Here is a 16,325-nt window from a genome sequence, read left to right on the forward strand (position 1 = left end):
TGCGTGCCATCGCCATTGTCATAAGTATAAGTACCATCGTTATTATTGGTTAAGCTTCCTTTAGAAACTGTTCCTAATACTGTATTGTCATCTGATTTTAAGGTAATAGTTCCATCATTATTATCAACTAATGTTACACCTGCACCTGATCCTACTTTACTTAATAGATTATCAATTGCATCTTGTACATTATCTGCGTGCCATCGCCATTGTCATAAGTATAAGTACCATCGTTATTATTGGTTAAGCTTCCTTTAGAAACTGTTCCTAATACTGTATTGTCATCCGATTTTAAAGTAATAGTTCCATCATTATTATCAACCAGAGTAACTCCTGCACCTGATCCTACTTTACTTAATAGATTATCAATTGCATCTTGTACATTATCTGCTCCTAAATTAGATTTACTATCGTCAAAGGCAATAGCTTTTGCATTGGTATCAATAGAAGTGATTGTATCTCCTTTGCCATTTTTAAAAGTATACACTCCGTCTAATACTTCTACTTTTGTTGTATTAGCATCAATGATAACAACCTCTCCAGCTACTGTAGTATGCGTATAGGTTCCGTCGTTATTGTTTACTAATGTATCACTTGTACCGTCTAACTTAGTTTTTAACTCTTCTAATGCCTCTTGTACATTTGTTGATGTAAAGCCATTAGTGCTGTTATCAAAGGCAATTGCTTTTGCATTAGTATCAAACGTTACTGGTGTGCCATCGCCATTGTCATAAGTATAAGTACCATCGTTATTATTGGTTAAGCTTCCTTTAGAAACTGTTCCTAATACTGTATTGTCATCTGATTTTAAGGTAATAGTTCCATCATTATTATCAACTAATGTTACACCTGCACCTGATCCTACTTTACTTAATAGATTATCAATTGCATCTTGTACATTATCTGCTCCTAACTTAGATTTACTATCATCAAAGGCAATAGCCTTAGCATTGGTGTCAATAGAAGTGATTGTATCTCCTTTAGCATTTTTAAAAGTATACACTCCGTCTAATACTTCTACTTTTGTTGTATTAGCATCAATGATAACAACATCTCCTGCTACTGTAGTATGGGTATAGGTACCGTCGTTATTATTTACTAATGTATCACTTGTCCCATCTAACTTAGTTTTTAACTCTTCTAATGCTTCTTGTACATTTGTTGATGTAAAACCGTTAGTGCTATTATCAAAAGCAATAGCCTTAGCATTGGTGTCAAACGTTACTGGTGTGCCATCGCCATTGTCATAAGTATAAGTACCATCGTTATTATTGGTTAAGCTTCCTTTAGAAACTGTTCCTAATACTGTATTGTCATCTGATTTTAAGGTAATAGTTCCATCATTATTATCAACTAATGTTACACCTGCACCTGATCCTACTTTACTTAATAGATTATCAATTGCATCTTGTACATTATCTGCTCCTAACTTAGATTTACTATCATCAAAGGCAATAGCCTTAGCATTGGTGTCAATAGAAGTGATTGTATCTCCTTTAGCATTTTTAAAAGTATACACTCCGTCTAATACTTCTACTTTTGTTGTATTAGCATCAATGATAACAACATCTCCTGCTACTGTAGTATGGGTATAGGTACCGTCGTTATTATTTACTAATGTATCACTTGTCCCGTCTAACTTAGTTTTTAACTCTTCTAATGCTTCTTGTACATTTGTTGATATAAAACCATTAGTGCTGTTATCAAAGGCAATAGCTTTTGCTTTGGTATCAAACGTTACTGGTGTGCCATCGCCATTGTCATAAGTATAAGTACCATCGTTATTATTGGTCAAGCTTCCTTTAGAAACTGTTCCTAATACTGTATTGTCATCTGATTTTAAGGTAATAGTTCCATCATTATTATCAACCAGAGTAACTCCTGCACCTGATCCTACTTTACTTAATAGATTATCAATTGCATCTTGTACATTATCTGCTCCTAAATTAGATTTACTATCGTCAAAGGCAATTGCTTTTGCATTGGTATCAATAGAAGTGATTGTATCTCCTTTAGCATTTTTAAAAGTATACACTCCGTCTAATACTTCTACTTTTGTTGTATTGGCATCAATGATAACAATATCTCCTGCTACTGTAGTATGCGTATATGTTCCGTCGTTATTATTTACTAATGTATCACTTGTCCCATCTAACTTAGTTTTCAACTCTTCTAATGCCTCTTGTACATTTGTTGATGTAAAACCGTTAGTGCTATTATCAAAAGCAATAGCCTTAGCATTGGTGTCAATCTCTCCTATGACATCTCCTTGTGAGTTTTTAAACTCATATTTATTTGTAGTTGTATTTAAAGATACAGATACTTCTTTTGGATCAATTGTTACTCCTGTCTCTCCTAATTTTGGATGACCATCAGCACCGATTTGACTCTCGTTATAATAAGTAAAGGTTCCATTGGTATTTGGAACTAATAAAGTTATAGTCTCATTACCCTTAACAATAGTACTGAACTTTGAATTATCAACATTCTCAAACTTCTGAGTTACTTCATTCCACTCTTGGAAAATAACATCACCTGTTGTTTGATCGTAAACAATCTTTGTAAACCCTCCTTTACTCTCTGTGACATACTTGATATAATCATTGATTGTATTAAAGGTACGGCCATCTACTTCTACTGGTTGTTTTACAATTGTTTCAAATTGATTTACAACACTTGATGGAATATCTACAAGTGTAGTGGTTCCGTCTTCACTTGTGTAAGTGTAAGTTCCATCTTGATTGTCCACTAAAGTAGTGATGGTTTCATTCCCCTTAACAATAGTGCTGAACTTTGAATTATCAACATTCTCAAACTTCTGAGTTACTTCATTCCACTCTTGGAAAATAACATCGCCTGTTGTTTGATCATAAACAATCTTAGTAAACCCTCCTTTACTCTCTGTGATATACTTGATATAATCATTGATTGTATTAAAGGTACGACCATCTACTGTAATAGGTCCTTTAGTAACTATCTCTTCAAAATTATTAATTACGCCCCCAACAACATCAATAGCATAAATTCCTTTAGATAAATTTAAAGGATCAACATTAGAAGGAATTATATCATTATTAGCAATCAAGTATTCTTCTGAAACATAATATTGCTTATTAGCTACAGTAATAATCGCAGTTTTACTCTCATTTGCAGTAATTACTTCTTTAATAGAAACTTCTTTCCTTTCTCCTTCTTTAGTTACATATGTAAGTTTATCACCATCATAATAAACATTTCCTCCTACATACGTTCCATCTAAATAATTTGTGATATGTTCTTGAACAGTTTTATTATTAATAATATCACCAAACTTATTAATAACTGTTTCTTTTATTTTAATACGAACTCCTTCTCCAATAATATTTCCATTGCGATCTACTGAATTTTCATTATAATAAATATAATCTCCAGTCTTTTCGTCATGTACTATTGTAGTTAATTTCTCTTTGATTTCTTGTTTGATAATTTTATCTCCATCTTTTACATAGGTATAAAACTTATCTCCTTCATAGATAACATTCCCTTCAGTGTTTTTTACAATATTTTTGATGATATTTTTAACCTTATCACCATCCATATTTACAATTTCTTCAAAATTGTTTACTACAATTTGTGGAATATCTTTATCAGCTGTTAAGCGTGACCATTTATCAATATCCCAATAGTAATAACCAGGAGTAATATCACCTTGTTTTTTTGTCGCATAGACTAATAAACTTTGCACGTTGCCGTTTCTAATTGTAACCTTATCCTTTGTGCTTTCTAATGCAACATTAGGAATTAATAAACCACGGTCTTTTGATTCAATTAATAATTCTGCAGATTTATTAGGAGTTGCTGTACCAATTCCTACTTGGGCATTAGTAGCAAAAGTTCCTAATAAAAGTGCAACAGGGAGTAATCTCTTTTTCATATATTTTAATATTGATTATAGATATTTTATTAAATATCATTTTTAAAAAAACATAGTCAAAACTACTGTTACTCAACGTTAAATACGGTATATAATAATCGCAATACGTGACTAACAAAGAGTTGTATCGCATATTTAACACACCAATTTTTTATGTTACTTTTATTAATATTATAAAATTAATAAGTTGAAATCAGATAAAATAGGGCTTAGAGTATATTAAGATATATAATCAAAACAAAATCGGCAACACAAAATACCTAGGTAAAAAAGGGCATAATAGGTATTATCAAATCGATATAAAATAATTATTATTTAATGATATTTCATTTTGAAACAATTTTATTAGAATTTGAAACAAAACTCAAGTACTATTTTATCAAAAAAATAAAGATTAAACTTCAAACTATTCTAAATTGTAATTTATTTCTTCAATAACTCTGAAGGAGGAAAACCATAAACATTTACAAAAGACCTATAAAATGTTACTCTTGAGTTAAAACCTGATAGCAAAGCCCATTTCTCTATACTCAATTCCTCATGATTATAATCATGTAAAGTAATAACAGCATATTCAATTCTAATACGATTGATATACTGATTAAAATTAGAGGCCTCACTACTTTTAAAGAAAGAAGATAGTCTAGTCTTAGAGATATTAGTAACCTTAGATAACCTATGTAAACTTAAATTAGGATCTAAAAACAAACGATTCTCAATCAATTTTTCATTTAACATTAAACTTATATTTTGAAAATCATCTTCTTTATTCTCCTCAGTCACATCTTCCTCGTCCACAGTTTCTAGAATTCCCTCTTTTTCCTCATCAATATCAACACATTCATATTCTACTTCCATCACACTAATTTTTAAGTCAATAGTAGTAGGCTGTAAACTTAGTAGTTTATTGGTATTCATTACTTTTACGTTTAATAGTTTACCTATTAAATATATACAACTAGATATAATAAGAATTAAAGTACTACCTAGATAAATAAACAAAGGATTAATATCAAAACCTCTTTCTTTAAAATCTGGTAACATCATAATAGATTCAAAAAAGAAAACTATGAGAAAAACAACTATAATACTCTCATTTCTGATACGTACAGAAGTCTGTACAAGAAGATAGTAATATACTAAAACATATACAATTCCAAGAATAACACTAACAATAGCACTGTAATAATTAAATATCTTTATCTGTTCTATCTCTTCACTTATATAATAGGAATAACCAATAATATAGATAAATGATAATAAGCTGACAATGTATTGTAAATAAAACAAGTACTTTGATCGATCAAATAGTACATAGAAAAAAATAGGTCCATTAAATAAATTTAATAAAATGGATATACAAAAGAATTCAGCTGTAGAAAGATAATTGTAAAGTAGTCCAACCAAGAAGTTAATAGACAATAAAATGCTAACTTCTACTAATCTTTTTTCATATTGGACAAAGAGTTTAATTCTCTTTATCAAAACAATATAAACAACAGCTATAACAAGGAATACAAAATAAAACATATAATAAATTATTGTAACTAATCTTATTTTTTAATAGATAACCTACATTAAAATACTCTTGTTGAATTATTTTCTTTTTTATACGAAATAAAATAGATTAAAATGCTAATAATAAATACTGTACAAGCTATAATCTCAATTAAAATTGATGATTTAGTAGCAAATATTTCTAAGCCTTCAATATGATATTTAAGTATAAAGACTTCAGAAACTAAAAAAATTACTTTAAGAATAAACAAGAAGGAAACAACATTTAATAACTCTCTAAAACCAATAAAAAGATTAAGAATCTTAGTCTTATTAATCCAAATAAATAAACTAAAGATTACTGTATAAAATATAAAAACAGTAAATTCTAACCATGGTTGGAAGTTTAAAAAAAAAGTACAACAAACAAGTGCATTTAATAATAAGAGCATTTTAACTTCATGTCCAAACACATTGTTATTTTTCTTAGCATAGACATTTAGTATAATGAATAGAGAAATAAAAGGTAAGAAACTAAACTTGCTGTCTTGTCTTATAAGCTTAAATAAACCAATAGATAAAGCAGCTAGTGAATAAACTAAATTTATAAAAATCAAACTAAATCTAGTCTTAAAAAATACAAGTTCGTTTTTCATAAAATCTCTTTTTAATAGCACTACAAAGTATGTGAATTTTACACAAAAAACATTAAGAATAATCGCATTTAATGAATTAAATATTTTATATACACATATTTTTCTTCATAAATATCTTAAAAAAAATAGATTAAAAAAAACATTATATATTTAATAGAATAAATCCCTAAAATAAAACCACATTGAAATTAGGAAAAAACTGTAAAAGTGTAAATAATGTTAATTTTATTTTTTAACATATCTCCATCTACTTGTAACTACACAATCAGATGATCCTAATAAATTGAAACATTGTAGAATCTACTAAAAATGACTATATACAACATCTATTAACTAAAAATAATCCATAACTAAAAAAAGATGATGTATCAAGTATGATAGTTATAAAAATTATAATTCATAATAATGATACATACTTTACTAGAATATAAAATCATACATACTTTTTACTGAACTTTAATTATACTAATTCTGTAAAAAAAATAAGCTCAATCTAATTTCACATCTTATAACATAGGATTGCATAGTCTTTAGGTGCTAGTTTAAACATTTCATCATTATGATTCAGAAAATAGTTTTTAGTATATATTGAATACAAAAAAGCCTAACTATTTAAAAGTAAATAGTTAGGCTTTTTTTCTGTGGAGTCGCCGAGAATCGAACTCGGGTCCAAACAAGCAATCAGGAAGCTTTCTACACGCTTAGTTTTTTATTAGATTTTCGACCGTTGGCTTGGCAAAAAACAGCCACCAAAAGCTTAGTTTCTAAGATTTCGAAATGCTAGCGAAACAATAGACATCTCTAGGTTTACTTTACGGTTCCCCTTAACAAAGCGCCATAAACCAAGGCTCTTTAGGAGAATTCAGCTCTTCCACCTGGTGGAAACTAAAGGCAATCTTACTATAATTCAGATTAAGCAGCTAAAGCGTAGTTATTTTCGCCGTTTAAAAAGTTCGTTAGATGATATTTACGAGCAATCTAACAACGCTCGACGTGCTTACTAACTAATTCCACTCGCTGTCAATACCGATCGACCCCAATGATTGCCTTAGTTAGCAATGAAATGCAAAAGTACAATTTATTTTTAAAAAATCAAACAAATACTATTTCTTCCTCTTAGAATATTCACATACTGTATTTTATTCGTGAATACTTATTAAAAACTGTATATAATTCTAAAATTATGACTCAAAATAGTTGTGTGAGTCCGAAATAATTCTATATTTGAAAAACCAACCAAAAAACAAACAAACAAATTATGAAATTAGGAATTATTAAGGAGCGTAAATCGCCTCCTGATAGGAGAGTTGTGCTTTGTCCTAAGCAGGTAAAAAAAGCTTTAGACAAATATAACGAGCTGTCTATTAAGATAGAACATTCAGACATTAGAATTTTTAAAGATGAAAACTATGCTTCTGAAGGATTAGAACTATCAAGTGATATGACAGACTGTGATCTTCTCCTTGGGGTAAAAGAAATTCCTGTTGATTACCTTATACCAAATAAAACTTATGTCTTTTTTTCGCACACAATAAAAAAACAAGAACATAATCGCAAGCTCTTACAAGCTTGTTTAGACAAGAACATTACATTAATGGATCACGAGACATTTGTAGACGGAAAAAACACTAGAATTATTGGCTTTGGTAGATATGCAGGTATAGTAGGTGCATACAATACGCTAAGAGGCTTTGGGTTAAAATATGAATTATTCGAATTAGCCAAGGCTGAAACCTTACTTCACAAAGAAGATTTAATCTATCGATTAAAAAAACAGTACTTCCCTCCTATTAAGATAGTCGTAACTGGAACTGGAAAGGTAGCACATGGTATTATAGAAATACTAGACGGAATGAAAATGAAAAAGGTTTCTAAAGAACACTTCTTAACCCAAAAATATGATAGACCTGTATACACACAGATAGGTGTTGAAGACTATTACAAAAGAATAGATGGGACTGAAGGAAACAAACAAGATTTTTATGACCATCCTGAACTATACACTAGTGACTTCGAGAGATTTACTCGTGTAGCAGATATCCTGATGACTGGGCACTTCTTTAAAAAAGGAGCTCCTGTTATCTTGACAAAAGAAATGCTAAATTCTCCTTTTAATCAAATTAAAGTAATTGGTGATATCTCATGCGATGTAGATCATGGCCCTATAGCCTCTACATTAAAAGCATCTACTATAGCTGAGCCATTCTATGGATATCATCCAGGAAAAGGTACAGAAGTAGAATTTGACCATCCTGCTGCAATAACAGTGATGGCTATTGATAATTTGCCTTGTGAATTACCAAAAGATGCTAGTGAAGGATTTGGTGAAGTATTTGTAGAACAAGTATTACCTGCCTTCTTTAATGGAGATAAAGATAAAATACTAGAAAGAGCTACTATTACTAAAGGTGGTAAACTAACAGATAGATTCAATTACCTACAAGACTTTGTAGATGGTAAAGAATAATATAGGAGGATGCCTTAGCATCCTCTTTTTATTTAAATATAATTTGTCTGTAAAATTCCATTTTACATTAATATTTTAAGTGTAATGTATTTCCATTATACTCCAAAATATAGTACCATATAAAATAATAAATACTAACAATACTACTAGACCAAATAATAGTATAGATTATCTTACTCCTTAACAAGGCTCAGCTAAAAGTTGGAAAGCTATAAAAAGTAATATATTAAGATAGTTGAAGATGTTTAATGCTGTTTTTTAAATTTAAAAATTTAACTTGAATTAAGTTACAGAATCAAGCATTAATATTGATAGAATATTATACGAAAAACAATGAATCCAATGAAATTATATTATTTGATTGTCCCTTTTTTAATGGCATCATGTTCAAGTTTAAGTACTCCAAATAAAAATAGAAATGAAAGTAAATTTTCAGATTTCATGACATTAGGTGTTAGTAAACAACAGCTAATTGAAAAATATGGAAATCCTTTAAATACTGGTGTTTCTGAAAATAAAGAAATATTATACTATTCTGAAAAACTAAATGATTATATAATAACTACAGAATTCACATTTGAAAACAATAAGCTTAAAGAAAAAAAGGTACTTAAAATAGAAAATAATTATCAAACGGACTTTAAGAAAATTTATGATTATTTAGAGGATATAGAGAAAAAAGTAAAGTAATAAAACTTCCCTTCCCACTTATAAAAGCTTTTGGGAAGGGGATTTTAGTTGCTTTGGTACTACCCTATTTTTGGTACCAACTTTTGATATCTCATTTATGACTAAGAGCAATACAATCACTTTACTTAATCATACTTTCAATCTCTCTAATAACAGTTTTAGCATTTTCATTAGTATAATCTAGCTCTAGTGATTTCTTATAACTTAATAAAGACATTTTATAATCCTTCATGAGAAAGTAAGCTTCTCCTAAGCTATCGTATAAATTAGCGTTATTAGTATCATACTGAATCGCTAATTCAAATACTTTTATTGCCTTATCAATCTCTTTTCTATTCAGAAAGTTATATCCCAAATTATTTAAATAGAATGACCCTGAGAGATAATGTTCTTTATCTGCTTCTAACGTTCTGTACTTCTCTAAAGCTACAGTAAAGTTATTTTTAAACTCTTTTTCTAGCAGGGACACTAGGTTTATCTTAGGATAAGTAATTAATGCTGTTTCTATTTTATTATATAATTCTAACCAATCATCTTGCGCAGCATCCGAAGTATTATTCATCACTATTATCATTCCATAACGTGAATCTGGACAAACAAGAATACCACTTTGTACCCCTATTGACGTTCCTGTCTTTCCATAATACGCACCTTCCTTCAGACCGTATCCCACATCCCAGAAATACCCTTTATCATCGCCGTCTTCTTCTTCTTTAAATAATAATCGAGAGGCTTCCTTTATAAAAGGTTGATTGCTTTCTAACTGAAACTTCATAAACTTAGTTAAGTCAGGTAAACTACTTATCATGCCATACGATCCACCTAATAGAGGATTTCTTAGTAAAGGAGCTACTTCCCCATTTTCGTTATAACTTATGGCTAATTGTTTCTTATACCTATCATACTCATTTAAAGAAGTCTGCTTCAAGTTAAGCTCATCTAGTAACTCCTGTAATAGCTCTTTATAAGGCTTGTGATATACCTGCTCTAAAATATAAGTAACTAATTCTGGACCTACTGAGTTATAGTCGTAGAATGTACCAGGTTTCTTATCTAATTTGACTGTTTTTAATTCTTCTAATAGATCAGACATCGTATAACTAAACGGTCTATTTTCATAATATCCCTCTCTCGTCTTCTTATATATTTTATCTAACTCTTTAGGAGCTCTATCTTGAAGTCCCAAAGTATGTGTTACTAAATTCTGAATGGTAATAGGAGTTCCTTCAAACTGCAAATTTGGATAATCTCCTTTTAAATAAATTCTAATATCATCATTTAGTGTAATCTTTTGCTCTAAGACAGCTTTAGCTACTAAAGAGCCTGCAAAAACTTTAGAGATAGAAGCAATTTCATACAGTGTACTGTCACTAGGTCGTTGTTTGGACTCTTTATCTAATTCTCCATAATACTGCTGATAAACTTCTCCATCTCTATAAATAGCAATCGCTAATGAGTTGACATTACCTTTCTGAAGAGTACTCTCAGCATATTGATCTATGATCAGACATAGTTCTTTAAAAGATTTATCTACTCCCTTTTCTTGTGATAGCTGTTGAGTATTACAGTATTCTCCATTTCTATCTTTATATACATCATATGCCATTCCTGAAGAAGAAATAAACAAAAACGATATTGGAATAATTAATTTATAGTTCATCGTGATATATATTAACTGCTTTTAATACTACTATAATACAAAAATAAATTGTATCAATGCAGAAATAATAAACTATCGTGAAAAAAGTCATAATTACAAATAGTATAATATAATCAATTCTTTTACGGAAAACCGTAAAACAAACATCTCAAATCGTACTATTTTGGTATTTTATTAATTGGCTTACTATAAAGGTAAAACTATTAATAAATTAAAAACACATATAACACTCAATCAAATTTAATTATGGAAACTGAATTAAAACTAAAATTAGAACAACTCCACAAAAGAGTAGATGTTTTAAAAGATCAAATTCAAACAGAAGAAGCAACTAAAAATGCTTTTATTATGCCTTTTATTCAAATACTTGGATATGACGTTTTTAATCCTACTGAAGTAATTCCAGAATTCACATGCGATATAGGAACAAAAAAAGGAGAAAAAGTAGATTATGTTATTATGAAAGATAACGACCCTATACTAATAATTGAATGTAAACATTGGAACATTAATGCAGATGCGCATAATTCACAACTACATAGGTATTATCATGTCTCTAAAGCTAAATTTGGTGTATTAACTAATGGTCTTACTTATAACTTTTATACAGACTTAGAAAAGCCAAATATAATGGATGAAAAACCATTCTTTACACTTGACTTAAATAATCTGAAAGAAACAAATATTAGTATACTTAATAATTTTACTAAAAAGAGTTTTAATTTAGAGAGTATTTTAGATTCTGCTGAAGCTCTTAAATATATAGAAGCTATTAGAAAAGAATTTGAAAAAGAAATACAATCTCCATCTGATGAACTTATAAAACTTCTAGTAAGTCGATTCTTTGATAGACCTATTACTGCTTCTAGACTTGTATCTTTTAAAGAATATACAAAAAAAGCATTATCTAATTCAATTAATGATTCTATCAATTTACGCTTGAAAAATGCATTAAATATAAGTGAAACATTACCTTCTAAAGAAATAGAACAAGTTACCCCAATAGATCAAAATACAGAGGTAGATAAAATAGTTACTACAGAAGAAGAACTTGATGGCTTCCAAATAGTGAAAGCTATTTTAAGAGAAGTATTACCAGCAGATAGAATTGCTTATAGAGATACTCAATCTTATTTTGGAATATTACTTGACGATAATAATAGAAAGCCTTTATGTAGACTTCATTTTAATTCTTCTAATAAATATATAGAGTTATTTCATAATGGTAAAGATAGTGGTGAAAAAATGCTTATAAATTCTTTAGAGGAAATTTATAACTACAAAACTGAATTGCTAAATACAGTTAAAACATATATTTAAAAAAAGAGGCTTAGGCCTAGGAGTGGTCGGAAGAAATTCTGACCACTCTTTTTTATATAATAGATACTTTGTTAGGATCTTCCCCAGTTAAAGCTACAATAAGAGCAATAATCAAGTTTTTAAGTTCCATATTAAATCTTCTCTTAGCAGTTTTATAGCCTAAGTTATTAGCATGTTTGTAAAATCTGACTAACACTTATTTTATGATCTTTAAATGTATTCATATACTTTACTTTCTGTAATCAAATGTAGAGATTACCTTACTTTTTAAACAAAAAAAGTCGGAAGATTAATCTTCCGACCAAGACTAGGTAGAACCTGCTTTTTATTTCTATAAAACTTAACTAAATAACCTATTACTTAATCAAACCTCTTTACAAATAGCAATTTCTTTACTATCCCTTAGATACACCCAAAAACAATCTTCTAAATGTTCTATTATCTGAGGATATTTGCCAAAACCTCTAGGAAATGTAATATCTTCTAACACATTTGACTCTAAAGAGAATATCTTTTGTTTACCTTTCCATTCATCACTTTGAAAAACGGGAGTAAGCATTAAATATCTTTGAGAACTACTAAATAATCCATTAACACCTCTTTTCTTACCATCTTTCCCCTCTAAGTTACCACTGTCTAATAATAACTCTTCTATACGACCATTAATATTTCCTTTGCAACAAGCATAATAATCCATTCCCCACTTATTGATAGAAGTAACTTTAGCACCTGATGTAAAAGTATATAATGCATTGTCTTTTAACATAGCTGTATCTAATTTAGGTGGATAAGTATTTTCATTATGATGTTTTAAATTCTTCGTTTGCAAAGTGGTGCAGCTCTCCCACTTAGCCCATTTATTATTAATATTAAATTGAAGAAAAGCGATATATCTAGTATCCATTCCAATCCCATCATTATCAAAACAAATAGGTAATAAAGAACAATCACTTATAGGTACTCTCCATTGTAACTTAAAACATTGAGGCAATACATCCGAATCATGAATCCCTATCGTTTCAAATTGCTTATTTTCAAATGAATACAGGAATAATTCTTTTTGATTTTTAATAAATCCAAATTGATTATCAATAGAGAAAAGAACAGGGTGTTGCTTTACACTGTAATACTTCTCTCTATAATCTAATTCAATAATCTTAAATTCTTCAGAAGATATATAAATCATTTGATAGTACATACTCTCTTCATTATAAGATAAAAAGATAGCTGTACAATCATCCACTGTCTTTGCTGTTAAAATAGGATGCCCAATAGTTATTTTCTTAACTAATTCTAATTTCATATAGATTAGATTATAATCCCCTAAAATACAGAAAATATATTGTATACTGTAATATTTTTAACTAAGAGTAATGTAGCTTTAGAACTAATGAAAAAGCTATGAAGTAGAAATACTCAATCATACTTTGGATTTTACTTGATGACAATAATAGAAAACCTTTATGTAGTGTAGGCTTTGTTTAAAATACTTGATTCGTTTTGATATTAAACTACATAGTCAGGCCATTCATTAGGCACTTCACCACTGAATCCCATTTTAGGTAAATTATTGATTTGATCCATATCTTGATCACTTAGTTCAAAATCAAAAATGTTCATATTATCAATAATTCTTTCTAGAGTGTTAGACTTCGGTATTGCTATTGTATTATGTTGTAAACACCATCTTAAACATACCTGAGAGATTGACTTATTATGTTTCTTTGCAATACTGATTAACACCTCATTGTCAAACACTTTACCTCTAGCTAATGGTGACCAGGCTTCTATGACAATATTTTTCTTTTCACAATATGCTTTTAATTCTGGCTGCCAATACCCTGGATGAAATTCTAACTGATTAATAGCAGGGATAACTTTAGCCGTTTCTAATAAAGCCTCTAAGTGCTCTTCCCAAAAGTTACTTACTCCTATTGATTTTATTTTACCTGCAGCTTGTAATTCTTCCATAGCACGCCAAGTATCTGCATTCACTTTTTTCCAATTATCACCGAAGTTTTTATAATTAGCTGGCCAGTGAATTAAATAAAGATCGATATAATCAAGACCTAGTTTCTCTAACGAAATATCGAGTGCCTTTTTAGTCTCTTCATATCCCATATTTTCTCTCCATACTTTTGTAGTCACAAAGATATCTTCTCTAGGAACACCACTCTCTTTTATACCTTGCCCTACTTCTTCTTCATTCTGATATATAGCAGCTGTATCTAGTAAGCGATACCCTTTACTTAAAGCATTTTTTACTGCTAAAATCCCTTCTGCTTTAGTTGCTTTGTAAGTTCCAAATCCGATTGACGGAATTAGATTTCCATCATTAAGTTTTATTTTATTCATCATGTTTTCTTTTAAGTAAATTATTCCAAGTGAACTCCCCTAAAGGTAATATAAAAAGTCTTTTTTGAAAAACAAAAATTAACCTTAGAAGTAAGATAGATATATCTTTATAGGTTAGATATAAGGCGTCATTCTTATAAATGACACTGTGAATATTCACTATAAATTACTTCAACTTATATCTCTAAGTAGTTTTAATAATTGGAATTATGTAAAAGTAAAGTACTGTATTTTTAACCAATTATAAAATGGATATTAAACAGAATTTAATGGATTATTATAAGATACCCCTCCATATCTAATGCTAAGACGAATGCAAGTCTTTTTAATGCATTTATTCTTCTGATTTAAATAGAGGGAAGTTAATCAACTGTTCATCAGAGGATTTTATAAATTCCTTTGGGCTAACCCCTGTAAACTCTTTAAACTCCCTTATATAATGAGATTGATCATAATAATCACTCTGATAAGAAAGTGTCGTTAAGTTCTTAAACCTACTCTCTCTTAACAAATCAAGGCTAGACTGAAATCGCATAATTCTTGAAAACAACTTAGGAGACATCCCTATATGTTGTTTTACAAGTCGTTCTAATGTTCTCTCAGAAGTATTTATTTCATCTTGTATTTCTTTTAATGATCTCCCCTTTTGTAATAATAGAGAGATATAATCTACCTTTTTATTCTCAAACCTATTAAACTGAATCTGCTCCAATAGAAAAGAAGATAATAAACCTATCTTCTCCTCAATAGTATCCGCGTGTACTAGTTGTTCTAAAAGCGTATTAGGGACAATGTCTTCTAAGGCTATATTCTTATTACTAAACTCAATAGCATCATATTTAAATAACGCCTTTAAAGCTGTAGGTTCTAGATATGCTCCGATTATCCTGAAACTCCCCTCTACACTCTGATCTGTAAACTGACTAAACTGTCCATAGACATAGAGTTGTGGAGCTACTCGATGATATTGATCTAAAAATAAGTTAGGCCTATCTTGATAGATTAAGGTAGGTATACCATCAGGAAGTATCTTAAAAGTTTGTTTTTCTGCCTTATCATTTGAGTTCTCTAATACCCAAAAATAACGGACATAATCTCGTAAGGGCAATATTGGCAGGATCTCTCGATAGTGCATAACTAAATCTTATTATTACATCAAAGATACTATATTTTACACCTTTAATTTTCTCTTTTTAATATACTACAACTAACAATAGAAAAAAACAGAAATATTATTCTAAATTGCTTGGCTTAAATTGACAAGAATATGATAACGATACAACCTTATGACCCTAAATACTTTGATGAACTAACTTCTTATGAATTAGATGAACAACAAGCTACGTTTGCTCTTGTACCAAAGAATATGCTAACTAATCCTGAAATTATGGAGAATACAATGCGTACCCAATATTGTATCTTATCTCATGACACCCCAGTAGGCCTATTCTCATTAGATCTTTCTGATGATCGTTTGATATATACAGAGAATAAAGATTCTATACTACTCCGTGCGTTATCTATCATGCCTAATCAACAAGGCAAAGGAATAGCTAAAGCGACTATGCTTCTATTACCTGACTTGGTAAGAGAATATTACCCTACTGTAAATAAAATAGTCTTTGGGGTTAGCTATGAGAATACACTCGCTTATAATCTATACTTAAAAACGGGTTATGATGATTCTGGAAGAACATATCAAGGCATTAAAGGCCCACAGCACTGTATGACTAAAAGTTTATAGTCTATTAAAAGCTATACAGTTAT

11 protein-coding genes and 1 other RNA gene are annotated in these 16,325 nt (G+C 29.5%); 4 read left to right on the forward strand and 8 right to left on the reverse strand.

Annotated elements, in window-relative coordinates; translation table 11 throughout:
* Positions 1-160 precede the first annotated feature (160 nt).
* The 4 genes from MPR_RS18890 to ssrA form a co-directional block, all read right to left on the reverse strand.
* Positions 161-3,913: a beta strand repeat-containing protein gene (locus MPR_RS18890; RefSeq protein WP_052472688.1), complete on the reverse strand. Its 3,753-nt coding sequence runs from the start codon at positions 3,911-3,913 to the stop codon at positions 161-163.
* Between the two features lie 423 nt (positions 3,914-4,336).
* The gene (locus MPR_RS18895) at positions 4,337-4,960 is read right to left on the reverse strand and encodes a helix-turn-helix domain-containing protein (protein ID WP_235280421.1); all 624 of its coding nucleotides are present in this window, start codon (positions 4,958-4,960) and stop codon (positions 4,337-4,339) included.
* A gap of 530 nt (positions 4,961-5,490) precedes the next feature.
* Positions 5,491-6,066, reverse strand: a complete 576-nt coding sequence (locus tag MPR_RS09215) for a hypothetical protein (protein ID WP_041891859.1) — start codon at positions 6,064-6,066, stop codon at positions 5,491-5,493.
* Positions 6,067-6,705: 639 nt separating this feature from the next.
* Positions 6,706-7,104, reverse strand: a transfer-messenger RNA (tmRNA) gene (gene ssrA / locus MPR_RS18305).
* A gap of 220 nt (positions 7,105-7,324) precedes the next feature.
* Here ssrA and MPR_RS09220 point away from each other — a divergent pair.
* Complete coding sequence (locus MPR_RS09220; protein WP_041891861.1) at positions 7,325-8,533, forward strand: NAD(P)-dependent oxidoreductase; 1,209 nt, start codon at positions 7,325-7,327, stop codon at positions 8,531-8,533.
* 342 nt (positions 8,534-8,875) lie between these two features.
* On the forward strand, positions 8,876-9,223 hold the full coding sequence (locus MPR_RS09225; protein ID WP_144405025.1) for a hypothetical protein: 348 nt from the start codon (positions 8,876-8,878) through the stop codon (positions 9,221-9,223).
* A 121-nt stretch (positions 9,224-9,344) separates the two neighbouring features.
* Here the strand turns inward: MPR_RS09225 and MPR_RS09230 are convergent, their stop codons facing one another.
* Positions 9,345-10,883, reverse strand: a complete 1,539-nt coding sequence (locus tag MPR_RS09230) for a serine hydrolase domain-containing protein (RefSeq protein WP_041891867.1) — start codon at positions 10,881-10,883, stop codon at positions 9,345-9,347.
* Between the two features lie 246 nt (positions 10,884-11,129).
* Between MPR_RS09230 and MPR_RS09235 the strand changes: the two genes are divergently transcribed.
* Positions 11,130-12,203, forward strand: coding sequence for a type I restriction endonuclease (locus MPR_RS09235; protein WP_041891870.1), 1,074 nt, complete (start codon positions 11,130-11,132; stop codon positions 12,201-12,203).
* A gap of 364 nt (positions 12,204-12,567) precedes the next feature.
* On the opposite strand, the gene MPR_RS09240 is transcribed toward MPR_RS09235, so the two are convergent.
* The 3 genes from MPR_RS09240 to MPR_RS09250 all read right to left on the reverse strand — a co-directional run bounded on the left by MPR_RS09240 (position 12,568) and on the right by MPR_RS09250 (position 15,693).
* Positions 12,568-13,506 (reverse strand): hypothetical protein, encoded by a 939-nt coding sequence (locus MPR_RS09240; protein WP_041891873.1) that lies wholly within the window; start codon positions 13,504-13,506, stop codon positions 12,568-12,570.
* A gap of 203 nt (positions 13,507-13,709) precedes the next feature.
* Positions 13,710-14,558 (reverse strand): aldo/keto reductase, encoded by an 849-nt coding sequence (locus tag MPR_RS09245; RefSeq protein WP_041891875.1) that lies wholly within the window; start codon positions 14,556-14,558, stop codon positions 13,710-13,712.
* 334 nt (positions 14,559-14,892) lie between these two features.
* A complete protein-coding gene (locus MPR_RS09250) occupies positions 14,893-15,693 on the reverse strand; it encodes a helix-turn-helix domain-containing protein (protein WP_041891879.1) in 801 nt (266 codons plus the stop codon).
* 132 nt (positions 15,694-15,825) lie between these two features.
* Between MPR_RS09250 and MPR_RS09255 the strand changes: the two genes are divergently transcribed.
* The gene (locus MPR_RS09255) at positions 15,826-16,302 is read left to right on the forward strand and encodes a GNAT family N-acetyltransferase (RefSeq protein WP_041891881.1); all 477 of its coding nucleotides are present in this window, start codon (positions 15,826-15,828) and stop codon (positions 16,300-16,302) included.
* Positions 16,303-16,325 lie beyond the last annotated feature (23 nt).

Source organism: Myroides profundi (genome assembly GCF_000833025.1).
GTDB lineage: Bacteria > Bacteroidota > Bacteroidia > Flavobacteriales > Flavobacteriaceae > Flavobacterium > Flavobacterium profundi_A.